The sequence below is a fragment of the Marivivens sp. ABH4_498 genome, from assembly GCF_056160585.1.
Window position 1 is genome coordinate 389,215 of the sequence record NZ_JBSWXL010000001.1, and the last position, 24,632, is coordinate 413,846.

General features: G+C 55.7%; 26 protein-coding genes. 17 read left to right on the forward strand and 9 right to left on the reverse strand.

The genetic code is table 11. The features are described from left to right. Positions 1-9 precede the first annotated feature (9 nt). On the reverse strand, positions 10-1,233 hold the full coding sequence (gene hemA / locus ACXAGA_RS01955) for a 5-aminolevulinate synthase (RefSeq protein ID WP_475115834.1): 1,224 nt from the start codon (positions 1,231-1,233) through the stop codon (positions 10-12). Positions 1,234-1,417: 184 nt separating this feature from the next. Continuing rightward, complete coding sequence (locus ACXAGA_RS01960) at positions 1,418-2,479, reverse strand: dipeptidase (protein ID WP_475115835.1); 1,062 nt, start codon at positions 2,477-2,479, stop codon at positions 1,418-1,420. Positions 2,480-2,580: 101 nt separating this feature from the next. Between ACXAGA_RS01960 and ACXAGA_RS01965 the strand changes: the two genes are divergently transcribed. The 7 genes from ACXAGA_RS01965 to ACXAGA_RS01995 all read left to right on the forward strand — a co-directional run bounded on the left by ACXAGA_RS01965 (position 2,581) and on the right by ACXAGA_RS01995 (position 10,187). After that, a complete protein-coding gene (locus ACXAGA_RS01965) occupies positions 2,581-3,228 on the forward strand; it encodes an HAD family hydrolase (RefSeq protein WP_475115836.1) in 648 nt (215 codons plus the stop codon). A gap of 15 nt (positions 3,229-3,243) precedes the next feature. Then, positions 3,244-4,203 (forward strand): sugar-binding transcriptional regulator, encoded by a 960-nt coding sequence (locus tag ACXAGA_RS01970; protein ID WP_475115837.1) that lies wholly within the window; start codon positions 3,244-3,246, stop codon positions 4,201-4,203. A 244-nt stretch (positions 4,204-4,447) separates the two neighbouring features. Further along, positions 4,448-5,752 (forward strand): ABC transporter substrate-binding protein, encoded by a 1,305-nt coding sequence (locus ACXAGA_RS01975; RefSeq protein ID WP_475115838.1) that lies wholly within the window; start codon positions 4,448-4,450, stop codon positions 5,750-5,752. A gap of 117 nt (positions 5,753-5,869) precedes the next feature. Further along, the gene (locus ACXAGA_RS01980; protein WP_475115839.1) at positions 5,870-6,733 is read left to right on the forward strand and encodes a carbohydrate ABC transporter permease; all 864 of its coding nucleotides are present in this window, start codon (positions 5,870-5,872) and stop codon (positions 6,731-6,733) included. Between the two features lie 10 nt (positions 6,734-6,743). Continuing rightward, on the forward strand, positions 6,744-7,574 hold the full coding sequence (locus tag ACXAGA_RS01985) for a carbohydrate ABC transporter permease (RefSeq protein ID WP_475115840.1): 831 nt from the start codon (positions 6,744-6,746) through the stop codon (positions 7,572-7,574). Between the two features lie 12 nt (positions 7,575-7,586). Beyond that, positions 7,587-8,591, forward strand: coding sequence for an ABC transporter ATP-binding protein (locus tag ACXAGA_RS01990; RefSeq protein WP_475115841.1), 1,005 nt, complete (start codon positions 7,587-7,589; stop codon positions 8,589-8,591). 126 nt (positions 8,592-8,717) lie between these two features. Next, the gene (locus ACXAGA_RS01995) at positions 8,718-10,187 is read left to right on the forward strand and encodes a mannitol dehydrogenase family protein (RefSeq protein ID WP_475115842.1); all 1,470 of its coding nucleotides are present in this window, start codon (positions 8,718-8,720) and stop codon (positions 10,185-10,187) included. A gap of 12 nt (positions 10,188-10,199) precedes the next feature. Here ACXAGA_RS01995 and ACXAGA_RS02000 read toward each other — a convergent pair whose 3' ends face one another. The 3 genes from ACXAGA_RS02000 to groES form a co-directional block, all read right to left on the reverse strand. Beyond that, positions 10,200-11,042 carry a DMT family transporter gene (locus ACXAGA_RS02000; protein WP_475115843.1) on the reverse strand — a complete coding sequence of 281 codons (843 nt, stop codon included), beginning with the start codon at positions 11,040-11,042 and terminating at the stop codon, positions 10,200-10,202. Between the two features lie 68 nt (positions 11,043-11,110). Further along, positions 11,111-12,748: a chaperonin GroEL gene (gene groL / locus ACXAGA_RS02005; RefSeq protein WP_475115844.1), complete on the reverse strand. Its 1,638-nt coding sequence runs from the start codon at positions 12,746-12,748 to the stop codon at positions 11,111-11,113. Between the two features lie 40 nt (positions 12,749-12,788). Then, positions 12,789-13,076: a co-chaperone GroES gene (gene groES, locus ACXAGA_RS02010; RefSeq protein ID WP_086451646.1), complete on the reverse strand. Its 288-nt coding sequence runs from the start codon at positions 13,074-13,076 to the stop codon at positions 12,789-12,791. 252 nt (positions 13,077-13,328) lie between these two features. Here groES and ACXAGA_RS02015 point away from each other — a divergent pair, with 252 nt between their 5' ends. Continuing rightward, complete coding sequence (locus ACXAGA_RS02015; RefSeq protein ID WP_475115845.1) at positions 13,329-14,354, forward strand: TraB/GumN family protein; 1,026 nt, start codon at positions 13,329-13,331, stop codon at positions 14,352-14,354. Here the strand turns inward: ACXAGA_RS02015 and ACXAGA_RS02020 are convergent. Then, the gene (locus ACXAGA_RS02020) at positions 14,305-14,973 is read right to left on the reverse strand and encodes a DUF2161 domain-containing phosphodiesterase (protein ID WP_475115846.1); all 669 of its coding nucleotides are present in this window, start codon (positions 14,971-14,973) and stop codon (positions 14,305-14,307) included. The two genes, ACXAGA_RS02015 and ACXAGA_RS02020, sit on opposite strands and share 50 nt — an antisense overlap. Positions 14,974-15,109: 136 nt before the next feature. Here ACXAGA_RS02020 and ACXAGA_RS02025 point away from each other — a divergent pair, with 136 nt between their 5' ends. The 9 genes from ACXAGA_RS02025 (at position 15,110) to ACXAGA_RS02065 (ending at position 22,243) form a co-directional block, all read left to right on the forward strand. Continuing rightward, the gene (locus ACXAGA_RS02025) at positions 15,110-16,030 is read left to right on the forward strand and encodes a manganese-dependent inorganic pyrophosphatase (RefSeq protein ID WP_475115847.1); all 921 of its coding nucleotides are present in this window, start codon (positions 15,110-15,112) and stop codon (positions 16,028-16,030) included. A 58-nt stretch (positions 16,031-16,088) separates the two neighbouring features. After that, positions 16,089-16,562: a GNAT family N-acetyltransferase gene (locus tag ACXAGA_RS02030; RefSeq protein ID WP_475115848.1), complete on the forward strand. Its 474-nt coding sequence runs from the start codon at positions 16,089-16,091 to the stop codon at positions 16,560-16,562. A 63-nt stretch (positions 16,563-16,625) separates the two neighbouring features. After that, on the forward strand, positions 16,626-17,498 hold the full coding sequence (locus ACXAGA_RS02035) for a TIGR01459 family HAD-type hydrolase (protein WP_475115849.1): 873 nt from the start codon (positions 16,626-16,628) through the stop codon (positions 17,496-17,498). 93 nt (positions 17,499-17,591) lie between these two features. Next, positions 17,592-18,035 (forward strand): MaoC family dehydratase, encoded by a 444-nt coding sequence (locus ACXAGA_RS02040; RefSeq protein WP_475115850.1) that lies wholly within the window; start codon positions 17,592-17,594, stop codon positions 18,033-18,035. A 37-nt stretch (positions 18,036-18,072) separates the two neighbouring features. Then, positions 18,073-19,011, forward strand: a complete 939-nt coding sequence (locus ACXAGA_RS02045; protein WP_475116216.1) for a bifunctional riboflavin kinase/FAD synthetase — start codon at positions 18,073-18,075, stop codon at positions 19,009-19,011. Beyond that, entirely contained in the window at positions 19,004-19,471 is a 468-nt protein-coding gene (locus tag ACXAGA_RS02050) for a YcgN family cysteine cluster protein (protein WP_475115851.1), read from the forward strand. The genes ACXAGA_RS02045 and ACXAGA_RS02050 overlap by 8 nt, the downstream gene beginning before the upstream one ends. Beyond that, complete coding sequence (locus ACXAGA_RS02055) at positions 19,471-20,517, forward strand: threonine aldolase family protein (RefSeq protein ID WP_475115852.1); 1,047 nt, start codon at positions 19,471-19,473, stop codon at positions 20,515-20,517. Before ACXAGA_RS02050 ends, ACXAGA_RS02055 begins: the two co-directional genes overlap by 1 nt. 79 nt (positions 20,518-20,596) lie before the next feature. Continuing rightward, positions 20,597-20,995, forward strand: a complete 399-nt coding sequence (locus tag ACXAGA_RS02060) for a hypothetical protein (protein ID WP_475115853.1) — start codon at positions 20,597-20,599, stop codon at positions 20,993-20,995. Between the two features lie 231 nt (positions 20,996-21,226). Then, entirely contained in the window at positions 21,227-22,243 is a 1,017-nt protein-coding gene (locus ACXAGA_RS02065) for a ribose-phosphate pyrophosphokinase (RefSeq protein WP_475115854.1), read from the forward strand. A 56-nt stretch (positions 22,244-22,299) separates the two neighbouring features. Here ACXAGA_RS02065 and ACXAGA_RS02070 read toward each other — a convergent pair whose 3' ends face one another. From ACXAGA_RS02070 to atpD, 3 genes are all read right to left on the reverse strand, one after another. Beyond that, on the reverse strand, positions 22,300-22,650 hold the full coding sequence (locus ACXAGA_RS02070) for an H-type lectin domain-containing protein (protein ID WP_475115855.1): 351 nt from the start codon (positions 22,648-22,650) through the stop codon (positions 22,300-22,302). 109 nt (positions 22,651-22,759) lie between these two features. Beyond that, complete coding sequence (locus ACXAGA_RS02075) at positions 22,760-23,188, reverse strand: F0F1 ATP synthase subunit epsilon (RefSeq protein WP_475115856.1); 429 nt, start codon at positions 23,186-23,188, stop codon at positions 22,760-22,762. 11 nt (positions 23,189-23,199) lie between these two features. Beyond that, a complete protein-coding gene (gene atpD / locus ACXAGA_RS02080) occupies positions 23,200-24,624 on the reverse strand; it encodes a F0F1 ATP synthase subunit beta (protein WP_086451635.1) in 1,425 nt (474 codons plus the stop codon). Positions 24,625-24,632 lie beyond the last annotated feature (8 nt).

Below are 24,632 nucleotides of genomic sequence, written 5' to 3' on the forward strand. Positions count from 1 at the left end.
GGCGCGTCGCTATTGGGCCGCCATTGGCATCTGCGCCGACTGGCATTGCGCCCATAGTTCGTCCAGCGCGTCGATAAGGTGATCGATGTCTGCCGCGCTGTGCACGGGCGATGGGGTGATGCGCAAACGTTCGGTGCCTTTGGGGACGGTCGGATAGTTAATCGGCTGAATGTAGATGCCATAGCGATCCATCAACACGTCCGAAATCCATTTACATTTCACAGGATCGCCCACCATCACAGGAATAATATGGCTGGGGTTTTCGATATGCGGGATGCCAGCGGCGTCCAGACGCGCGCGGACCTCGGCCACTTTGGCCTGTTGGCTGTCGCGTTCGGTTTGGGACGTTTTCAGATGTTTGATCGCGGCGCAGGCCCCTGCCGCCACAGCAGGCGGCAGCGCGGTGGTAAAGATGAAACCAGACGCAAACGACCGCACGAAATCCACCAGATCGCGGGACGCGGCGATATAGCCGCCCATGACGCCGAATGCTTTGCCCAAGGTGCCTTCGATCACGGTCAGGCGATCCATCAGGCCTTCGCGTTCGGCAATGCCGCCGCCGCGCGGGCCGTACATGCCGACGGCGTGGACTTCGTCCAGATAGGTCATCGCGTTGTATTTATCGGCCAGATCGCAAATTTCGCGGATCGGTGCGATATCACCGTCCATCGAATACACCGATTCAAAAGCGATCAGCTTCGGACGGTCCAACGGCTGTTCGGCCAGCAGACGTTCCAGATCGGCCAAATCGTTGTGTTTCCAGATTTTCCGTTCCGCTTTGGAATGGCGGATGCCTTCGATCATGGATGCGTGGTTCAGGCTGTCGGAAATGACCAAACAGTTCGGGATTTTCGCGGCCAAAGTGCCCAGCGCGGCCCAGTTCGACACGTACCCAGACGTGAACAGCAGCGCCGATTCTTTGCCGTGCAGGTCAGCCAGTTCGCGTTCCAACAGGACGTGGTGGTGCGTGGTGCCCGAAATATTGCGTGTCCCGCCCGCACCCGCGCCGACGCGGTCAATCGCGTCATGCATCGCGTTCAGGACGGTTGGATGCTGCCCCATGCCTAGGTAGTCGTTGGAACACCAGATGGTGACTTTGCGAACGGCGTCTTTGATGTGATTGTCAGCATTGGGGAAATTCCCGCGCTCACGTTCTAGATCAGCAAAAACGCGATAGTTACCCTGTTCGCGTAGGTGATCCAGTTCCGACCGGAAATAGGTCTGATAATCCATGTCAAAGTCTCCGTCTGCTGTGCGCGCGCGGGATCGCTCCCCCTCGTGCATTCGGCTGTAGTTTAACGTCCACCCCCATAGGCGGCACCACACCAAAAAGTCTAAGGTTGCAGCCCCGATTTATGGTGTATTGGCCCTTTGCTACCCCGAGCGGGTTGTTACGGCTTTGACATGGATCATGAAATTACAGGTTACGGGCCAAGAACCCGATCCAGTTTTGCGATGTGATTTTTGTGGTCAGTTCTGTGCCAAAACCATGTGCCATCATTGCTTCGGCCAAATCCTGCAGGCCCAAAACATCGCCAATCGCATCAGGGATCACTGCCCCGTCGAAATCGGACCCCAACGCGACGCGGTCTTCGCCAAGGATCGACAACAGGTGATCCATATGGCGTAGAACAGCATCCAGCCCCGTGTCCGAATTGCGCTGACCATCGTCGCGCAGAAACGCACAGCCAAAATTGACGCCAACGATGCCATCGCTGTCCGCAATCATCCGCAGCTGGCGGTCGGTCAGATTGCGGGTGGACGGCGTGATGTGGTGCGCGTTGGAATGGGTCGCGATCAGCGGACGCGATGACACCGCCGCCACATCATCGAACCCCTTTTCGTTCAGGTGCGACAGGTCGATCAAAATGCCCAGCGCATCGCATTCGCGCACCAAATCTTTGCCCAAGGCGGTCAAACCGCCGCCATGATCGGGCGTTGATGGAAATGCAAATGGCACACCTTCGCCGAAATGGGTCGGCCGCGACCAAACCGGCCCAAGCGACCGTAACCCCATCTGATGCCACAGATGCAATTGCGACAGGTCAGTTCCGATCGCTTCGGCGCCTTCCATGTGCATGATCGCGGCGACGCCTTGGTTCGCAACGGTTTTCGATACCTGTTCCCCGGTCCGGCAGACGGTTAACGCGCCTTGCGACAAACGTTCCATTTCCAGCAAACAAGAGGCTTGGGCGATGGCGATGGGCAGTGCTGCATCCTGCTCCACCATCGGCGGCAGCGGCAATTCATATGGCAGCGTTGTCATTAACGCTTCGAAATCCAGACCAGATCCATCATCGGGGGACGGAACCCAAATGGCGAAAAAACCGCCTGCAAATCCCGCCATTTGCATACGAGGCAAATCTAAGTGATGCGCACCTTCGCCCGTCAACCACATGGCGCGGCGCTGATCGGCGGTTTTTGCATAATACCGATACAGAAAATCATTATGGCCGTCGAAAAAAGAAAAGCTGGTCATTGGATCACCTAAATATTGCGCGCTCACCCTAGCGCGACGATGCCTATGTGCAACGCAATATCATTCGTGATACGCGTAGCCGACCACCACAAGAGGCCCCAATGTTCGACCTCATCATTTTTGACTGCGACGGCGTGTTGATCGATAGCGAAATCATCAGCGCTGATACCTTGATCGACGAACTGGCGATTCTGGGAATCGACATTGATTATGACTATGTACGCACAAAATGTTTGGGGCGCAGCTTTCCTACGGTTGCAAAAAACATCCGCGAAAGTTTCGACAAACCACTGCCCGCGGACTTTGAACAACGGTACCGCAGTTCGCTGTTGCAGCGATTTGAAACACAGTTGCAAACAACCGATGGGATTGCCGATGTGTTGGCCGCATTGGACGTACCGTTTTGCGTGGCAACGTCATCCAGTCCGCCACGTGTTGCGCGGTCGCTGGAACTCACTGGTTTGAAAACCTTTTTCGGCGACAATGTATTTACGGCCAGTCAGGTTCAAAACGGAAAACCTGCGCCGGATTTGTTTCTGTTCGCGGCCGAAAAAATGGGCGTTGAACCATCCCGCGCATTGGTGATCGAAGACAGCCCACCCGGCCTAATTGCTGCACGTGCAGCAGGAATGCAGCACTACGCCTACACCGGTGCAAGCCACCTGATCGGGATGCCGTACAGCCCACCCCATGATGTGCAATGTTTTGACAAATGGTCGGATTTCGCGCACCTGATTGGAAAAGAATAAGTAGAATTGGCACTCATGGCGAACGGACGCTTTACCCCTGAAACCAGCCGTCTGGATGACGCAGCACGCGCAGGTTGGCTGTATTATGTTGCGGGCAATACCCAAGACGAAATTGCGCGCAAACTGGGCGTGTCGCGCCAGTCGGCTCAGCGTCTAGTGGCGATGGCCGTCAGTGAAAAACTGGTGAAAGTCCGTTTAGATCATCCGATTGCCCGCTGCATGGATTTGGCCCAAGCGATCAAGGATCGGTTCGGTATCGAATTTTGCGAAATCGTTCCGTCCGACCCTGATGCACCGAATTTGCTGACAGGCGCGGCGATCGCGGCCGCCGCCGTCATGGAACGCACGCTAAATTCGAAAGACGGCAAAATCATCGCCTTGGGCACGGGCCGCGCGCTGAAGGCAACAGTTGAACAAGTCCCGCGCATGAATTGCCCCCACCACCGTGTCGTTTCGCGGTTGGGCAACATGATGGCCGACGGGTCTGCAACGCCCTATAACGCGACGATCCAACTGGCCGACCGCGTGGGCGCGGTGCAATACCCCTACCCGCTGCCTTGCCTTGCGACATCGCCCGAAGAATTGCAGATGCTCCACAAACAAGAGGCCGTGCGTAACACGCTGTCGCTGTGTGAAAACGCGGATCTGACGCTGGTGGGCATTGGCCAGATGGATAAAACAGCCCCTATTTACGTGGACGGTTTCCTAACCGACGCTGAAATGGCCGAATGTCAGGCCTTGGGTGCTGCGGGCGAAATCACCAGCTGGATTTATGACGACAACGGCGAAATTCTGGACTGCGCGTTCAATTCGCGCGTTGCCTCTGCCCCGCTGAAAACGGTTCACCCTAGCAATTTCCTAGCGGTCGCTGTCGGTCCGTCAAAGGTACGCGCAATCAGTGCTGCACTGCGCGGTAATTTGATTAGCGGGCTCTTTACCAACGAATCTACCGCCGAGGCGATTCTGGCCGGCTAAAAACCATTTGTTACATGACGTTACAATTGCCAGGGGGCCGTCGACACATCGACGGCCCCCTGATTTCGTTGTCGACCAGATAAAAACGATATTTCCAAAAACACAAAATAAATAAATTAATTCAACCACTTACCCAAATGCGGCAGTGCGGCGGATAAGGGGTATTGACAAATTACCCCCGCATGGATGAACATTTGCTCACTAACGTAGCAATTGCCCAAACTTGGGCATTGGGAGGAAAATCATGAATAAATCTGTGCGCGCGCTTCTTGGCGCGACTGCCCTGTGTTCTGTTGCTGTTGCAGCAAATGCAGATACGCTGACCATCGCGACCGTTAACAACGGCGACATGATCCGCATGCAGGGTCTGGACGACGACTTCACTGCGAAAACCGGCATCGAGCTGGAGTGGGTCACTCTGGAGGAGAACGTTCTGCGTCAGCGCGTAACCACCGACATTTCGACCAACGGTGGCGCATTCGACATCATGACCATCGGCATGTACGAAACCCCGATCTGGGGCGCGAACGGCTGGCTGGTCCCGCTGGATGATCTGTCCGAAGAATACAACGCTGCAGACATCCTGCCAGCAATGGCTGGTGGTCTGTCCTATGACGGCACCCTGTACGCGGCACCATTCTACGGTGAATCGTCGATGGTTATGTACCGCACCGACCTGATGGAAGCAGCAGGTCTGGAAATGCCAGCGGCCCCAACTTGGGAATTCATCCGCGAAGCAGCAGCAGCAATGACCGACCGTGATGCAGACATCAACGGTATCTGTCTGCGCGGTAAAGCAGGCTGGGGTGAAGGCGGCGCGTTCATCACTGCGATGTCCAACTCGTTCGGCGCTCGCTGGTTCGACATGGACTGGAACGCTCAGTTCGACACCGAAGCATGGGCAAACACCCTGAACTTCTACAAAGGCATGATGGATGAATCCGGCCCAGCCGGTTACGCGACCAACGGTTTCAACGAAAACCTGTCGCTGTTCCAGCAAGGCAAATGTGGCATGTGGATCGACGCAACTGTTGCGGCATCCTTCGTAACCAACCCGAACGACTCCGAAGTCGCTGACTCGGTCGGTTTCGCACTGGCACCAGACAACGGCCTGGGCAAACGTTCGAACTGGCTGTGGGCATGGGCTCTGGCGATCCCAGCAGGTTCGCAAAAAGCTGATGCTGCGAAACAGTTCATCGAATGGGCAACCTCGACCGACTACATCGAACTGGTAGCAGCGAACGAAGGTTGGGCAAACGTTCCTCCGGGCGCACGTACCTCGCTGTACGAAAACCCGAACTACATGGAAGTTCCATTCGCTCAGATGACCCTGGATTCGATCCTGTCGGCTGATCCTCTGAACTCGACTGTTGAAGAATCGCCATACGTTGGCGTTCAGTTCGCAGCGATCCCAGAATTCGCAGGTATCGCAACCGAAGTAAGCCAAGAGTTCTCGGCAGCTTACGCAGGTCAGCAAACTGTTGAAGAAGCACTGGCAAAAGCACAGGCGATCACCAACGACGCAATGGAAGCTGCTGGCTACCGCTAAGCAATCCTCCAAAGCAGGGGGCGGTCAGCAATGGCTGCCCCCTGTGTTTTACTAACACCCCGCACAACTCAATAAATTTTCAGGTGGTGTCATTACTGCCAACAGAGGAAGTGTATCATGGCAACACAACACTCTCGCTCAGCTGCCCGCCTCATGATGGCGCCTGCGGTCACCCTCCTTCTGGGATGGATGCTCGTTCCGCTGACTGCCACGCTGTACCTATCGTTTCGCGACTACAGGCCAATGCGCGGCGGCGATCTAGGCTTCGCTGGGTTCGAAAACTATACCCGCTTTATTAGCAGTAGCTCTTTCTGGCCAAGCATTGTTACCACTTTGATCATTGTTGGTGGCGTTCTTGCCATCACTATTGTTTTTGGTGTCCTGCTTGCGCTGCTTCTTGACCGTCCGATGTGGGGGCAAGGCATAGTCCGCATCATGGTCATCGCTCCGTTCTTTGTCATGCCAACCGTTTCGGCACTGGTTTGGAAGAACATGTTCATGGACCCGACCAACGGTCTTTTGTCCCACCTGTGGCGCTTTTTCGGCGCAGAGCCGGTGGTATGGATGTCCGAACAGTCGCTGCTGTCCATCATCATCATCGTCAGTTGGCAGTGGCTGCCGTTTGCAACGCTGATCCTACTGACCGCGATCCAATCGCTGGACGGTGAACAACTAGAAGCATCCGAAATGGACGGCGCACCGACGCTGGCACGTTTCTGGTACATCATTCTGCCACACCTAAGCCGCGCAATCACAATCGTTCTGCTGATCCAGACGATCTTCCTTCTGTCGATCTTTGCAGAAATCTTCGTGACGACCGGCGGCGCCTTTGGCACCAAAACTCTGACCTACCTGATTTTCCAGCGCATTATCGAAAGCCAAGCTGTCGGTCTGGGCTCTGCAGGTGGCGTATACGCAATCATTCTTGCCAACATCGTTGCGATCTTCTTGATGCGCATCGTCGGCAAAAACCTGGACTAAGGGGGCGACAATGGCACGTTCTGTTACCAAACAGCAAAAAGCGCTGAATACCGCCATCGCATGGACAATTGGTCTGCTGATCTTTTTCCCGATCTTGTGGACCATCCTGACCAGTTTCAAAACCGAAGGTCAGGCCATCGCTGATCCGCCCATCTTCTTGTTCTTTGACTGGACGCTGGAAAACTATGCCGTTGTGCAGGAACGTTCGAACTACACAAGCTTCTTGTGGAACTCGATCATCATCTCTGTCGGGTCGACCGTACTGGGCCTGATCGTGGCAATTCCTGCAGCATGGTCGATGGCATTCACCCCGTCGAAACGCACCAAAGATATCCTGATGTGGATGCTATCGACAAAGATGCTGCCGGCAGTTGGCGTTCTGTACCCGATCTATATCGGTGCAACCAAAATGGGCCTGATGGACAGCCACGTTGCGCTGGTTCTGGTCATCATGCTGATCAACCTGCCGATCATTATCTGGATGCTGTACACCTATTTCCGCGAAATTCCGGGTGAAATCCTAGAAGCCGCACGCATGGACGGCGCATCGCTCAAGGAAGAGATCATCTATATCCTGACGCCGATGGCCATTCCGGGCATCGCATCCACAATGCTGCTGAACATCATCCTCGCCTGGAACGAAGCGTTCTGGACGATCAACCTGACCGTCACCAAAGCAGCTCCACTGACAGCCTTTATCGCAAGCTATTCCAGCCCCGAAGGCCTGTTCTACGCAAAACTATCTGCTGCCTCGACCATGGCGATCGCACCGATCCTGATCATGGGCTGGTTCAGCCAGAAACAACTTGTCCGCGGCCTGACCTTTGGCGCCGTGAAGTAAGGGAATACGAATATGGGACGCATTACTCTTGATAAAGTCACCAAATCTTTTGGCGACGTAAACGTCATCCCTCCGCTGGACCTGACAATCGAAGACGGCGAATTCGTTGTATTCGTAGGTCCATCGGGCTGCGGTAAATCCACGCTGCTGCGCCTGATCGCAGGCCTAGAGGACGTATCCTCGGGTCAGATCCGCATCGACGGCAACGACGCAACCGAACTGCCACCCGCAAAACGCGGTCTGGCGATGGTGTTCCAGTCTTACGCGCTGTACCCGCATATGTCGGTGCGTAAAAACATCGCCTTCCCTTTGAAGATGGCGAAGATGGATCAGGCCGAAATCGACAAACGCGTGAACAAAGCCGCCGAAGTTCTGAACCTGGACAGCTACATTGATCGCCGCCCTGGTCAGCTATCGGGTGGTCAGCGTCAGCGTGTGGCAATCGGCCGTGCGATTGTTCGTGAACCGTCGGCATTCTTGTTCGACGAACCACTGTCGAACTTGGACGCGGCGCTGCGCGTTGGCATGCGTCTGGAAATTTCGGAACTGCACGAACGTCTGAAAACCACCATGATCTATGTGACGCACGACCAAGTCGAAGCCATGACCATGGCAGATAAAATCGTTGTTCTGAACGCGGGTAACATCGAACAGGTGGGATCGCCTTTGGATCTGTACCGCGAACCACGCAACCTGTTTGTTGCTGGTTTCATCGGTTCGCCAAAGATGAATTTCATCGAAGGCGACGAAGCCGCCAAACACAACGCTGCAACCATCGGTATCCGCCCAGAACATCTGGACGCATCGGCCACCGAAGGCACATGGTCCGGCAAGGTTGGCGTTTCCGAACACTTGGGTTCCGATACGTTCTTGCACGTTCATGACACTGGTCTGGCAGAAACATTGACTGTACGCGTGAACGGCGAATTCGGTCTGCGCCACGGCGACACCGTTTACCTGACCCCACAAGCGGACAAAATCCACCGCTTTGACAGCGCAGGTCTGCGCATCGCCTAAGGGCAATTGGGTCGCGCCGATCTGTTTGGCGCGGCTCTCCTTCCCGTGCGGGGGCGATGCCCCTGTTTTGTTGACCCCCCACCGCTAGGCGCGCGCGTCGATGCGGCAGTAATTGGATGGCACACTATGGCTATCAACTTGAACTCCGCAGCTTTGGCCGACCTTGGTCAAAATGTTGCTGCTCCGAAATATGACCGCAGCGGATTGACCTGCGGCATCCTGCACGTTGGCATCGGTAACTTTCACCGCGCCCACATGGCTGTTTATCTGGACCGTCTGTTCGCTTTGGGGCGCGATCACGACTGGGCCATCCAAGGCGCCGGCGTTCGTCAGGGCGATGCACGCATGCGCGATGTTCTGGCGGAACAGGATTGGCTGACAACCGTCGTCGAACTGGACCCATCGGGCCTAACGGCGCAAGTCATCGGGTCCATGGCTGATTTCGTTGAAATCTGCCCAGACGCCACCGTTGCCGCGATGGCCAACCCGCAGATTAAAATCGTCTCTACCACCATCACCGAAGGCGGTTACTACGTCGATGCCCTAACCGATGGGTTTGACACGCAGCACCCCGATATCGTGGCAGATGCGGAAAACCCCGACAACCCATCGACCGTATTCGGCATGATCCTAAAGGCATTGCGCCTACGCCGCGACGCGGGCGAACAGCCGTTCACCGTGATGTCCTGTGACAACCTGCCGGAAAACGGCCACGTTGCGAAACAGACCGTCGTTGGTCTGGCGAAACTGTCCGATCCGGAATTCGCTGCATGGGTCGAAGCAAACGTTGCATTTCCAAATTCGATGGTTGATTGCATCACGCCCGCAACGTCGGAACGCGAACGCCATCTGGTGCGCGACAAATTCGGCATCTGCGACGCAGCCCCAGTGGCGTGCGAGCCATTCCGCCAATGGGTGCTAGAGGACAACTTCCCCCAAGGTCGCCCAGCATTGGAAGAAGTCGGTGCAGAATTTGTGGCGGATGTCGCGAAATACGAACTGATGAAGCTGCGCATTCTAAACGGCGGCCACGCGGCGATCGCCTATCCATCGGCTCTGCTGGGTCACCACTTTGTGCATGATGCGATGGCCGATCCGCTGATCAGCGGCTGGCTAGACGCATTGGAACAGCGCGAAGTAATCCCGACATTGGACCCGATCGAAGGCGTGGATTATCAAAAATACCGCAAAACGATCATCCAACGTTTTTCCAACCCAGAAATTGGCGACACCATCCCGCGCCTATGTCTGGACGGATCGAACCGCCAGCCGAAATTCATCCTACCAACCCTGCGCGACGCGCTGGCCAATGGCGCGGATGTCTACGGCCTAGCTCTCGAGGTCGCTTTGTGGTGCCGCTACTGCACCCGCGTGGACGAAGCTGGCAATGTCATCGAACCAAACGATGACAACCATGTCGCGCTAAAAGAATACGCCGAAGAGGCCAAAGAACGCCCAGCCGCGTTCTTGGAAAACACCGCCGTATTCGGCGATCTGGGGCAGAACGAAACCTTTGTCGCCGCATTCAGCAAGGCATTGAATAGCCTGTATGAAAACGGCGTCGCGGCGACACTGACGGCCTACATCAACGCATAAAGAAATCGGCGCCTACGGGCGCCGTTTTCGCATCTGGGGGATCATCGATACGGCGATACCGCCCAGAACCAACGCAGCCCCGATCATCAGGCGCAACGTGATTGGTTCATCCACGATCAGCAGCCCGCCAAAGGCCGCGATCACCGGCACAGACAACTGCACAATGCCCGCTGTGGCCGCATCGATCCGCGCGACAACCGTGTACCACGCGGCATAGCCCAAGCCCGACGCAATCGCGCCAGACAGCACGGCGCAGATCAGCCCCCCTGCCCCCAATTCACCGTTTGAAATCAATAACAACGGCGCAACCAAAGGCAGCGCAAAGGCAAAATTCACCGCGTTGTTCTGGATGGGGTCAGAGGCTCCGCGCCCCAGCAACGTATACGCGCCCCACGCCGCACCCGCGCCAATCATCAGCGCCACATCGATATAAGACACATCCGATCCATCAGGCCGCAGCAAATACGCCAGTCCGCCCAACGCGATGGCCGTGCCGGCCCATTGCAAACGATGAATAGACGCGCCGCCGATCACCACGGCAGCAAAGATCGTCAGCTGCACCGATCCAAACAGGATCAGCGCGCCCAGCCCCGTATCCAAACTGCGGTACGCAATCGAAAACCCGATGATATATCCGGCCAAGGCAACCGCGCCTTTGGCCACGCGGGCCGGCTTGGGCCATTCCATTGCGCGCCCACGGGTCGCAAGCGACATCAGCACCAACGCACCTGCCGCCACGCGCACCACAGCAAACTGCGCAGGGTCCGCGCCGAAATCTACAACGGCCATACGAATTAGGACCGAATTGGCAGCCAACGCACAAATAGCAAAGACTGCGATCACAACAAAAGGCATCTATTCCCCCAAAGAAAAACGGGGCCGCCAAATGGCGACCCCGTCCTTATACTGCCGGTTGGCGATGATTACATCATGCCGCCCATGCCGCCCATGTCAGGCATTGCTGGTGCAGCGCCTTCTTTGGCTGGTTTGTCAGCAACCATTGCTTCGGTGGTGATCAGCAGGCCAGCAACCGATGCTGCGTCTTCCAACGCGGTACGGGTTACTTTTGCTGGGTCGATCACGCCGAATTTGAACATGTCGCCATATTCTTCGGACTGAGCGTTGAAACCAAAGTTTTTGTCGTCGGATTCGCGAACTTTGCCAGCAACAACTGCACCGTCAACACCAGCGTTTTCTGCGATCTGACGCAGAGGAGCCTCTAGTGCGCGACGAACCAGTGCGATACCTGCGTTCTGGTCAGCGTTCACGCCTTCCAGACCTTCCAGGCCTTTTGCTGCCTGAACCAGAGCAACACCACCGCCAACAACGATGCCCTCTTGGACAGCTGCGCGGGTTGCGTTCAGTGCGTCATCAACGCGGTCTTTACGCTCTTTCACTTCGACTTCGGTCAGGCCGCCAACGCGGATAACCGCAACACCGCCTGCCAGTTTCGCAACGCGTTCCTGCAGTTTTTCACGGTCGTAGTCGGACGAAGTTTCTTCGATCTGGGTGCGGATCTGTGCAACGCGTGCTTCGATCTCTGCCTTTTCGCCAGCGCCGTCAACGATGGTGGTGTTGTCTTTGGAGATCTGAACTTTCTTAGCCGAACCCAGCATGTCCATGGTGACGTTTTCCAGCTTCATACCCAGGTCTTCGGAGATGACCTGACCGCCGGTCAGAATTGCGATGTCCTGCAGCATTGCTTTGCGGCGATCGCCGAAACCAGGTGCTTTGACAGCTGCAATTTTCAGGCCGCCGCGCAGTTTGTTCACAACCAAAGTTGCCAGCGCTTCGCCTTCTACGTCTTCAGCGATGATGATCAGTGGCTTTTGCGACTGGATCACCGATTCCAGCAGAGGAACCATTGGCTGTAGCGACGACAGTTTCTTTTCGTGCAGCAGGATGACAGCGTCTTCCAGCTCTGCGATCATTTTGTCTGGGTTGGTGACAAAGTATGGCGACAAGAAGCCACGGTCGAACTGCATGCCTTCGACGACTTCTACTTCGGTTTCCATGCCTTTGTTTTCTTCAACGGTGATAACGCCGTCGTTGCCAACTTTTTGCATAGCGTCTGCGATCTGACGACCGATGGTTGCTTCGCCGTTTGCCGAAATGGTGCCGACCTGTGCAACTTCGTCCGAATCTGCAACTTCGCGAGCCATTGCTTTGATCTGCTCAACAACTTTCGAAGTTGCCAGATCGATGCCGCGCTTCAGGTCCATTGGGTTCAGACCAGCTGCAACTTGCTTCAGACCTTCTTTGACGATTGCCTGTGCCAGAACGGTTGCGGTAGTGGTGCCGTCACCAGCTTCGTCGTTAGTGCGCGAAGCCACTTCTTTGACCATCTGCGCGCCCATGTTTTCGAACTTGTCTTCCAGTTCGATCTCTTTTGCTACGGAAACACCGTCTTTGGTGATGCGTGGAGCACCGAACGATTTTTCCAGAACAACGTTACGGCCTTTTGGGCCCAGCGTTACCTTAACTGCGTCTGCCAGGATGTTTACACCCTGCAGCATGCGGTTACGGGCTTCGGTGCCGAATTTTACGTCTTTAGCAGCCATTGCTGTAATCCTTACTTATTTTTCGTGAAAAGATGCGATCTCAGGCGATGATGCCGAGGATGTCGCTTTCTTTCATGATGAGTAGCTCTTCACCGTCAACGGTGACTTCGGTGCCGGACCATTTGCCGAACAGAATGGTGTCGCCTTCTTTCACAGCCATTGCGATCAGCTCACCAGAATCTTTGCGTGCGCCTTCGCCACAAGCCACAACTTGGCCTTCGGCTGGTTTTTCTTTGGCGCTATCTGGGATGATCAGACCACCCGCAGTTTTTTCGTCGCTTTGGACACGGCGGACCAGAACGCGGTCATGCAGCGGTTTAAAAGCCATTTCGGTAGCTCCCTAGCTATCTGTAATTTCTGTTACCAAGCCCCTCCTCTGGGGCTATTAGCACTCACTCGGTTCGAGTGCTAACGGCAAAGAGTTAGGCAACGTAATCAGACCTGTCAACAGGGCCCCTGATAAAAAAACCAACCGATTTTCGTCATTTTACCGCCGATCACTGCGGGCGCGGAAATTGCCGCTGGCAGCAGGGTGGGCTGAACCCTATGCTGCAAAATCAATAAGTATCGGAGTTTATTGATGTCCTTGCGTGCGATCGTAGCCGGATTTCTGATTTCAACCTGCCCTGTGGCCGTGCAAGCGTTTTGCATCGGCGACGGCATAGAAACCCATTTATCTGCGGAAACGCTGGCAGCCGTTGATCAGGCCGTCGACGCAATTCCATACGCCCAAGGCATCACGTGGAAGGCGACTCGGGACGATAAAGAGGTCATTCTGTGGGGATCCGTGCACATCTGGGACCCGCGCCTGTCGTTCATTAACGGGATGGTTCAACACGATCTGGCAACGGTTGATCATCTGCTTGTGGAAATGACGCTGGACGATCAGGCGGTCATGCAATCCGAAATGGTTGCCGATCCGTCGAAACTATTGCTGCCCGAAGGTCAGACCTTGATCGAATTGGTAGATGAACCGACGTGGGAATTGATAAAGGAGGCCGCCATCGCACGCGGGTTACCAACGGTGATGGCGGCCCGATTACAGCCGTGGTACCTGCTGGTGATGATCGGCACTCCGCCCTGCGCGATGCAGGATATTGTAAATGGCCTGAACGGACTGGACGCTATGGTCATGCAGGACGCGGTCACATTGGACATCCCGACGACCAGCCTAGAGGATTGGCGTACAACGTTAGAAATCCTGTCGGGGCCATCCGTCGAAGATCAGATCGATCTGATGAAATTATCACTGGTCGGTAGCGAATTTGAAAATGCGTTATTCATGTCCACGCTGGACAGCTATTTTAACGGTGAAACCGCGCGTGTTTGGGAATTGTCGCGCGCCGCGCTGGCGCTGACGCCAGACGGCACCACGCCAGAGGCCACTGAAACATTCGAAGCCTTAACCCAAGAGTTATTGGTCGACCGCAACATCGCGTGGATACCCGTGATCGAAGAGGCCGCCGCGAATGGCAAAACGCTGGCTTTGTTCGGGGCGGCACATTTGCCGGGGGAATATGGCGTGCTGAACCTGCTGGCGCAGAACGGGTGGACGGTTACCCCACATCCTTGGGCCGTGGATTTGCCTGCAAACCGTCCTGAGTGATCGCGTAGATCCCTTTTTCCACGCGTTCGAACCAACCGTAATGGTTTGCGGCCATAATTGCCGTGGCACGGGTGACGCCTGTTGCCTTGGCCACCGCCGCGCCTTTGGTCGGGCCGTGTTCAGCCAGATGCGCAGCACAGCGCACGGCGTCTTGCCTGTAGGCCGTGACGATCCCGCCGCGCGTGCCGCCCAGATTGGGATCACCCTGACGCGCCTGAAATTCACGGATCAGCGCGGCGGATTTCGGTTTGGATTTGCGCGGCGCATAGGGAACGGGATCGCAGTGCGGTTCGACCACGCCATCAGGCAACCGCACCGTCAGAACACCCAGCCCCAAACGGCGGCATAGTTTGATGTTGGCCAACATCGCCTTGTACCCTGCCCGCCCTTTGGGACGCGGCACGCAGACATAGACGGCATCCGTGACAGATAGCCGCGCCACCGCCTGATGCAGCAAGGCCAGCGAAAACCCCGTTTTCAGTTCGACAATCACAGGTGCATCGCCCGCGCGGATCGCCACAACATCGGCCGACGCGATTTCGGCCTTTACCTCATAGCCTTGCGCCTCAAGATAGGACTTGAGCGGCAGATACAGGTCAGTTTCGCGGATTGCAGCCATACCATCCCCTAGCTTGGCATCCTGTCCCATGCAATTAGACCATTTCTACGCCCCTTGCGGCGTTGCAGACAGGTGACAAGCGCCCAACCGCCCCCTATAAGGCCCGCGAAACATTATTCCGCAGAGGCATCCTCCCATGACTACGCTTGTTTTTGGCCATAAATCCCCTGACACCGATTCCACCGGCTCTCCTATTATTTGGGCTTGGTATCTGAACGAAATTAAAGGCATCGACGCCAAAGCAGTCCTGCTGGGCGAACCAAACACCGAAGCCGCATTCGTTGTTGAAAAATGGGGCTTTGAAAAGCCAGAGATCATTTCCGGCGTAGAAGCGGATCAGGACGTTGTCATCGTTGACACCAACAACCCTGCCGAACTGCCTGACGCGATCAATGACGCGAACATCACCGCGATCATCGACCACCACAAACTGGTTGGCGGTCTGGAAACCAAAGGTCCGATCGACATCACCATCCGTCCGCTGGCCTGTACTGCAACCATCATGCACGACCTGATGGGCGACGACGCTGCGAAAATGCCAGACAACATCAAAGGCGCGATGCTGTCCTGCATCCTGTCCGACACGCTGGAATTCCGCAGCCCGACCACCACCGACGTGGACAAAGCGCTGGCTGAAAAACTGGCGTCCGAACTGAACCTAGATCTAAACGCATATGCATCGGAAATGTTCGAAGCAAAATCCGACATCTCGGAATTTTCGGACGCTGAACTGATCCGCATGGATTCCAAAGAATACGCCGTAGAAGGCACCAAATTCCGCGTATCGGTTCTGGAAACCACCGCGCCGAAACTGGTTCTGGACCGCAAAGCGTCGATCATGGACACCATGACCACCGTTGCAACCGAAGACGGCGTTGATCAGGTTCTGCTGTTCGTCGTGGACATCTTGAACGAAGAAGCAACTCTGTTCGTTCCAAACGATCTGGTGAAAACCGTTGCTGAAAAATCGTTCGGCGCAACCGTAGAAGGCGACAGCGTTGTTCTGCCGGGCATCATGTCCCGCAAAAAACAGATCATTCCAAACCTGAAACTGTAAGGTTTGACTATTTCCAAAGGCCCGCCATCGCGCGGGCCTTTTTCATTTGGGGGCACCGATGTTTTCACCTGATTTCCTGCGCGAAATGCAACGCGGCGAAGAACCCGCAGTTGACGCCTTGCTTGCCCATGCGTTCGGCGGTCAGGACGAAGTCAAACTGATCGCCAAGCTGCGCAAATCCCGCGCAATGGCGGGCGAAATGGTGCTACCGTCCGAACATGGGATCATCGGCTATCTGGCCCTGTCCAAAATGATCGCGCCTAAAAACTGGCTGTGTTTGGCGCCTGTCGCGATCCACCCTGATGTGCAGCGCATGGGATACGGCCGCCGCATGGTCGGCATGATTACCGAATGGGCCAAAATGACAAACCAAACGCTGGTCGTGTTGGGCGATCCCGCGTTTTACGCCCGCTGCGGGTTTCGCACCGCGCCTGATGGGCTGACATCGCCCTATCCTGTCGATCACACGCTGGTCGCGGGTCCGGCCAAGGCTAAGTCACTAGAACTGCGCTATCCGCAGGCCTTTGGCTAAGACGCTTTTCTTTTACATTGGCGCTCTATAGGCAGGGGTTAAACCTGACCAAAGGGGCGACCAATGACCCAGATTATCGAAACCTTTTCCGAAATCGCCGACAATTACGACGCGCTGTTTGTGGACCTATGGGGCTGCATGCATAACGGCCTGACCGCCTATCCTGACGCCGTCAAAGCCATGGAAGATTACCGCGCCAAAGGTGGCAAAGTGATTTACGTCACCAACGCGCCGCGCGCATGGCATCTGGTATCCGAACAGATGCACGGCTTTGGCGTGACCAAAGACAGCTATGACGCCATTTCCACATCGGGCGATGCGGCCCGCGTTGCGTTGCACACAGGTGCCGCTGGCAAAAAGGTGTGGTTCATCGGCGAAGAGCGCGACAAAACCGTGTTCGAACCGATCAACGTTGTCGAAAACCCCGTATCGGTGGAAATCGTCCCATTGGACGAAGCCGAAGGCATCGTGAACTGCGGCCCGTTTGATACCAAAGCTGACCCAGCCGTCATGCGCCCCGAATTCCTGCAGGCCAAACAAATGGGCCTACCGATGCTGTGTTTCAACCCAGACATCATCATCGACCGCGGCGAAGAACGCGAATGGTGCGCGGGCGCTTTGGCGCAGCTTTATACCGAAATGGGCGGGGAAAGCCTGTATTTCGGCAAACCCCATCCGCCCATCTATGATCTGGCCCGCCGCCGACTGGCGCAGATCGATCCAAACGCGGATCAGGCCCGCATCCTGTGCATTGGCGATGGAATCAAAACGGACATCTTGGGCGCCGAAGGCGAAGGGTATGATTCTCTGTTCATCACCGGCGGACTGGCCGCGGCCGAGACTGCGACCAAAGTACACCCCGACGCAGACCTGCTAAAATCCTATGTTTCCAAAGAGATGCAGAACCCAACCTACGCCATAGGGTTCCTACGTTAACCGCAAAGGGGGTTGTTTTTTCTGCAGTCGCAAAGTAATAAAGTTTCAACCTGACCCAAATACTGGATCGTTTGTTACCTTATGGAGCGCGACATGCTGGATAACGCCCCCCGCGGCACGATTTGCATCGAAGACATCGAAATCGGTATGGTCCGGTCGTTGCGCAAGGTCGTGACCGACCGAGACATCGAACTATTCGCCGAAGTATCGACCGACCGTAACCCTGTGCATTTGGACGATGACTACGCCCAAGACACCATTTTCGAAGGCCGCATCGCCCACGGCATGCTGACCGCTGGTCTGATCTCGGCTGTGATTGGTGAACAATTGCCGGGTCACGGCACCGTCTATCTGGGTCAAACCCTGAAATTCATGGCCCCTGTGCGCCCTGGCGACATGGTTCTGGCCGAGGTCGAAGTCACAGGCATCGATCACGCAAAACGCCGCGTGGTGATGGAAACCCGTTGTCTTGTGAACAACAAAAAGGTGCTAATCGGCGAAGCAACCGTTCTTGCGCCGTCGCGTAAGTTCGACTGACCTTGCAACGGCCCGCGCGGGCCGTTACGCATCGCACATGCGTATTATCCGCGACACACTCTTTATCGATCCAAATGACCGCGGCGCTGCTGCGGCCATTGGCAATTTCGACGGCGTCCATCTGGGCCACCAATCGGTGATCGACCTTGCGCGCAAGGCGGCATTCGATGCGGGCGCGCCTTTGGGCGTGATGACGTTTGAACCGCACCCGCGCCAGTTTTTTGCGCCTGATGCTCCCGCGTTCCGCCTGATGAACGCCGAAGCAAAGATGCATCGCCTGCGCAAACTGGGCGTTCAAAAACTGTACGAAGTGCCGTTCAACGCCGCATTGGCCAAACTGACGCCCCGCGAATTTGCTGTGGATGTGATCATGAACCGTCTGGGGTTGGTCCATGTCGTCGTTGGCGAAGATTTCTATTTCGGCGCAAAACGCGCGGGCGACGTGAATACGTTGCGCGAATTGGGCGACGAACTGGGGTTCGGCGTGACTGTCGCGCCCCTGCTAAAATTCGAAGAGGAAGTTTCCTCGACCAACATCCGCAACGCGCTGACCGAAGGCCGCCCGCAGGATGCCGCAAAAATGCTGGGCCACCTGCACCGCATCGAAGGCCCCGTAATCCGTGGCGATCAACGTGGCCGCGATTTGGGATACCCTACCGCGAACATGTCGATCACCGGCCTGCATCAGCCCAAACTGGGCGTCTATGCGGTCAAAGTCGACGTGCTAGAAGGCCCCCATGCAGGCAGCTACAACGGCGCCGCATCCATCGGTGTCCGCCCGATGTTCGGCGAAGACAACGTGCCCAACATCGAAACCTTTATCTTTGATTTCAAAGGCGACCTATACGGCACGCATCTGTCGGTCGCGCTGGTCGAATATCTGCGGCCCGAACTGAAATTCGACGGCCTGGACGCGCTGATCACCCAAATGGACGCCGATTGCCAACAGGCCCGAGAGATCCTGCGCAATGCCTAAAATCGACCGCAGCGGCCTACGCCCAAAATTCTGGGAAAAGATCCCTCTGGACAAGATGACTCGCCCCGAATGGGAGGCATTGTGCGATGGCTGCGGCAAATGCTGCCTGAACAAACTAGAGGACGAAGACACAGGTCAGGTTGCCCTGACCCGCGTGGCTTGCCGCCTGCTGGATGACGAAACCTGCCTATGCAGCCAGTACCCCATCCGCCACCAATTCGTGCCCGAATGCATCGTCATGACTCCCAAAACCATTCTGGACCATATGTATTGGTTGCCAGAAACCTGCGCGTATAAATTGCTGCATCAGGGCGACACACTATATGACTGGCATCCACTGATTTCAGGATCGCCAGACACCGTTCACACCGCCGGCGTGTCGATGCAATATCGCACCGTGTCCGAAGCCGAAATCGGCGACGATGAATGGGAAGACCACATAATAGAAGAGCCAATCTAATGTTTTTCGCCTCTGACAACACCAGCCCCGTCCACCCCAAAGTGATGGAGGCCCTGTCAAAGGCGAACTCTGGCTACATGCCGTCCTATGGCAACGACCCCATCATGGACAGCCTGCGCACGAAAATCCGCGACCTGTTCGACGCGCCCGAAGCCGCCGTTTATCTGGTCGCTACGGGGTCGGCTGCAAATGCGCTGTCGCTGTCGATCCTAAACGCATCCTATCAAACCGTTTTTTGCCACCGCAACGCCCACATCGAAGAGGACGAATGCGGCGCCCCCGAATTCTATATGAACGGCGGCAAACTGGCGCTTGTGGACGGCGACCACGCCAAAATGACACCAGATACCCTGCGCGCCGTGATCAGCGCCACAGGCTGTGGCGGCGTTCACGGGATGCAACGCGGCGCCGTGTCGATCACCAACGTCACCGAACAAGGCGCTGTCTATAGCGCGGCCGAGGTTGCCGCCCTGACGGCCGTAGCCCGCGAATACGGTCTGCCCTGCCACATGGACGGCGCGCGGTTCGCCAATGCCATCGCCGCTTCAGGCGCAACGCCCGCCGAAATGACGTGGCAAGCGGGGATCGATGTTCTATCGTTCGGCGGCACCAAAAACGGCCTAATGGGCTGCGAAGCTGTCATCATATTCGACCCCAAACGCGCGTGGGAATTCGAACTGCGCCGCAAACGCGGTGGGCACCTGTTTTCCAAACACCGTTACCTGTCTGCGCAGATGGACGCGTTTGTGACGGATGGCCTGTGGATCGACCTTGCCACCCACGCGAACGCTGTGGGCGCAGAACTGGCGCGGGGGCTGTCGCAGATCGACGGCGTCACTCTCGCCCACCCAGCGGACGCCAATATGGTCTTTGCCTCAATGCCATGCGCCATGCACCGTCACGGATTAACCCATGGTGCGCATTATTATCCATGGCCCGATACCGCCAATTTTGACGGAGACGGCACCGCGGTCGGGCGGTTCGTCACCAGCTGGTCGACAACGATGGGCGATGTGCAGGCTTTTTTGACGATTATCGCACGATAATTACCGGCATACCTTACTTACTGAAGAAACTTCACTCCGACATACTCTGACAATTGGATGAGTAATTGGAGTAAGAGTAATGCCTATTTTTTCCGTAAAATCAGATGGCCATAGCCATTACGTGGTCGCACGCACATCAACGAACGACGTTGACGCGATCGGCGAAGGTCATCAATCGCGCAAAGAAGCGCAAAAGAAAGCCGACGAATTAAATAAAATTCTGACCAGCGAAAACGAAAGTGACAACGACAGCCCAATCAAGAACCCGAGCGAAAACAAAGCGTTTTGGGTAAGCAAAATGTTGAATGGGAAATTTGCCGTGGTTTCAAAAGGCGGCGTTAAAATTGGTGAATATAAGACACTTGAAAAAGCCGAACGTGTTGCCGCCCGCCTGAACAAGGCCGAAGAAAAGTTATTTGAAGAAATCGACAGACAAGAACCTGACCTAATGCTGGAGTCATCCGACCCACGAAAATGAATTGGCAACGGTGATTAGTCAAAGCTTTGGTTGACGCGATCGCAATTGCGTCAACCAGTCTGAGCAACCAATGGCGACCCGCACCAAGTGCTAACGCTAACATGACGCTGTTTGGCACAAATCGAAACGATTTCATTTCCTAGATGTTTGCCAAATGGCCCCGCTGTGCTACGGCACCCCTGCGTCACGAATCCGTCACATAGACGGGCCACATCCGGGGAACCCTGCCACATGCCCACGATCACTGAACCGAAACTGATTTCGGGGAACGCTAACCGTCCACTTGCCACTGCTATTGCCCGCCGCATGTCCATGCACCGCGGCATGAATGTTGATCTGGTCGACGCCCGCGTCGAACGTTTCAACGACCAAGAGATTTTCGTCGAATGCTACGAAAACGTCCGCGGCGAAGATATGTTCATCATCCAGCCAACGTCGAATCCAGCAAACGACAACCTGATGGAATTGCTGATCATCACTGACGCGCTGAAACGTTCGTCGGCTGGCCGCATTACCGCAGTTATCCCTTATTTCGGCTACGCCCGTCAGGACCGCCGCACCAAAGCGCGCACGCCTATCAGCGCGAAACTGGTTGCGAACCTGATCGCCGAAGCCGGCGTTGACCGCGTTCTGACCATGGATCTGCACGCAGCGCAGATTCAGGGCTTCTTTGATATGCCGGTGGACAACCTGTACGCCGCGCCGATTTTTGCGCTGGACATCAAACACCATTTCAAAGGCGCGATGGACGACATCATGGTCGTATCGCCAGACGTTGGCGGCGTTGCCCGTGCCCGCGAATTGGCGAAACGCATCGACGCGCCATTGTCGATCGTCGACAAACGCCGTGAAAAGCCAGGTGAAGTTGCTGAAATGACCGTCATCGGTTCGGTCGAAGGCAAAAAATGTATCATCGTAGATGACCTTTGCGACACCGCTGGCACCCTATGCAAAGCCGCAGAGCATCTGATCGACGCTGGCGCATCCGAAGTGCACGCCTACATCTCTCACGGTGTCATGTCCGGCCCTGCGGTCGAGCGTGTGAAGAATTCGCACCTGAAAACACTGGTTCTGACAGATTCGATCCAACCGACCGAAGCTGTTCTGGCAACGCCAAACATCCGCATCGTGCCAACCGCACCGATGTTCACTCAGGCGATCCTGAACACGTGGAACGGGACTTCGGTTTCGTCCCTGTTCGAAGACAACACATTGGTTCCGATCTACGAAGGTCTGTACAACACCTAATCAGATCGCACCGCTGAAATAACAAACGCCCCGTTCATCAGAACGGGGCGTTTTGTTTAGAAGATGTCCCAATCGTCGTCATGTGCCACTTCGCCTATGGCCTGCCAAGCGACCCGCACACGAGCAATTTTACTATCCGCCCACGTCTGAAACAGGATTTCAAATTGTGTTTCTGTGACTTTATGAGCCCGCAAATCCCAGCGGGTGAAGGATTTATTGGACATATCCAACATCCCCAGCCGAACCGTCACTGATGGTTCTTTGCGAAACGCGGATGAGAATTTGACGATCTTGCTGACCTCTCGCGGGCCTTCGTCTGCCCACATAGGCCCCCCGCTTTCAAAATCTGAAAACAGAATAACCTCGCCCTGATCGATGCCGATCAGGTGATTTTGCATTTTCTTCATACTCAACGCGCCTCTTGACTTTGGGACACTACGGCTAGGTTCTGCACCTTATAAGAGAAAAGGGGCCAAAATTTGGCCCCCTTTCATAATTTCACTCCGTGACGCCGGATTAGTCCTGATAGGACAGACCCATGTGCGTACCGACTGCGACCATATCGGCCAACAGGCGGGCTGCATCGTCAACCGGACCTGGTTCGTTCTTGAAGTTCTCCAGAGCTTTCTCGTGAGCGGCGCGGTATTCTGCAACCATCTCTTGGAACGCTTCCTGGGTTACCTCTGCGGTTGGCAACGCGCGTTCTGCCAGAACCGAAACGCTTTCAGCGCCGATTTCAGCAAAGCCACCCGATACGACGTATTCGTCGGTGCCACCCGCATGAACGACCCGCAGGATGCCGGGGCGCAGTGTGGTGATGGTTGGCGCGTGGCCAGCCATCGCCGTCATCGCACCTTCGGCGGCCGGGATCTGGATCTCGGTGGCCTGAACAGAAGCAAGCTTCCGTTCAGGGGACACTAGATCGAATTGCAGGTTATCAGCCATTACGCCTCTCCTTAGGCAGCTTCAGCTGCCAGTTTTTCGGCTTTGGCCAGAACTTCGTCGATGCCGCCTACCATGTAGAACGCCGACTCTGGCAGGTGGTCGTATTCACCAGCCACAACAGCCTTGAACGACGAAATGGTATCTTCCAGAGGAACCTGAACACCGTCCGAACCAGTGAATACTTTCGCAACGTCGAATGGCTGCGACAGGAAACGCTGGATCTTACGTGCGCGGGACACGGTCAGTTTGTCTTCTTCGCTCAGTTCGTCCATGCCCAAGATGGCGATGATGTCCTGCAGCGATTTGTAGCGCTGAAGAATGTTCTGAACGTCGCGAGCAACCTGATAGTGCTCTTCACCAACGATCTGTGGGTCCAGAATACGGGACGAGGAGTCCAGAGGGTCCACAGCAGGGTAGATGCCAAGCTCGGAGATCGCACGGTTAAGAACGGTGGTCGCGTCCAAGTGAGCAAAGGTGGTTGCTGGTGCAGGGTCGGTAAGGTCGTCCGCAGGTACGTACACGGCCTGAATCGACGTAATCGAACCGTTTTTGGTCGAAGTAATACGTTCCTGCATCGCGCCCATGTCGGTTGCCAGTGTTGGCTGGTAGCCCACTGCCGAAGGGATACGACCCAGAAGCGCCGACACCTCGGAACCTGCCTGAGTGAAGCGGAAGATGTTGTCGACGAAGAACAAAACGTCAGTACCCGAAGCGTCGCGGAACTGTTCTGCCAGAGTCAGACCAGTCAGAGCAACACGAGCACGTGCACCTGGAGGTTCGTTCATCTGACCGTACACCAGAGCAACCTGCGATTCTTCCAGGTTGTCAGGCTTAATAACGTTCGATTCGATCATCTCGTGGTAAAGGTCGTTACCTTCACGGGTACGTTCACCAACACCTGCGAACACGGAATAACCCGAGTGCACTTTTGCGATGTTGTTGATCAGTTCCATGATCAGAACGGTTTTACCAACGCCCGCACCGCCGAACAGACCAATTTTACCACCTTTGGAATATGGTGCCAGAAGGTCGATAACTTTGATGCCGGTGACCAGGATTTCGGTGCCAGTGGACTGGTCAGCGAATTCTGGTGCTTCTGCGTGGATTGGGCGGAACTCGTCAGCGTTTACAGGGCCTTTTTCGTCCACTGGTTCGCCAACAACGTTCAAAATACGACCCAGTGTTGCTTTACCAACTGGAACCGAGATCGGTGCGCCAGTGTCTGCAACGTCTTGACCACGGACTAGACCTTCGGTCGCGTCCATAGCGATGGTACGTACTGTGTTTTCGCCAAGGTGCTGGGACACTTCAAGAACCAGCTGTTTGCCGTTGTTGTCGGTGGTCAGCGCGTTGAGGATAGCCGGCAGGCCATCTTCGAACTGCACGTCGACAACGGCGCCAATCACCTGCGTGATTTTGCCTTTTGCGTTTGCCATGTTTCGTT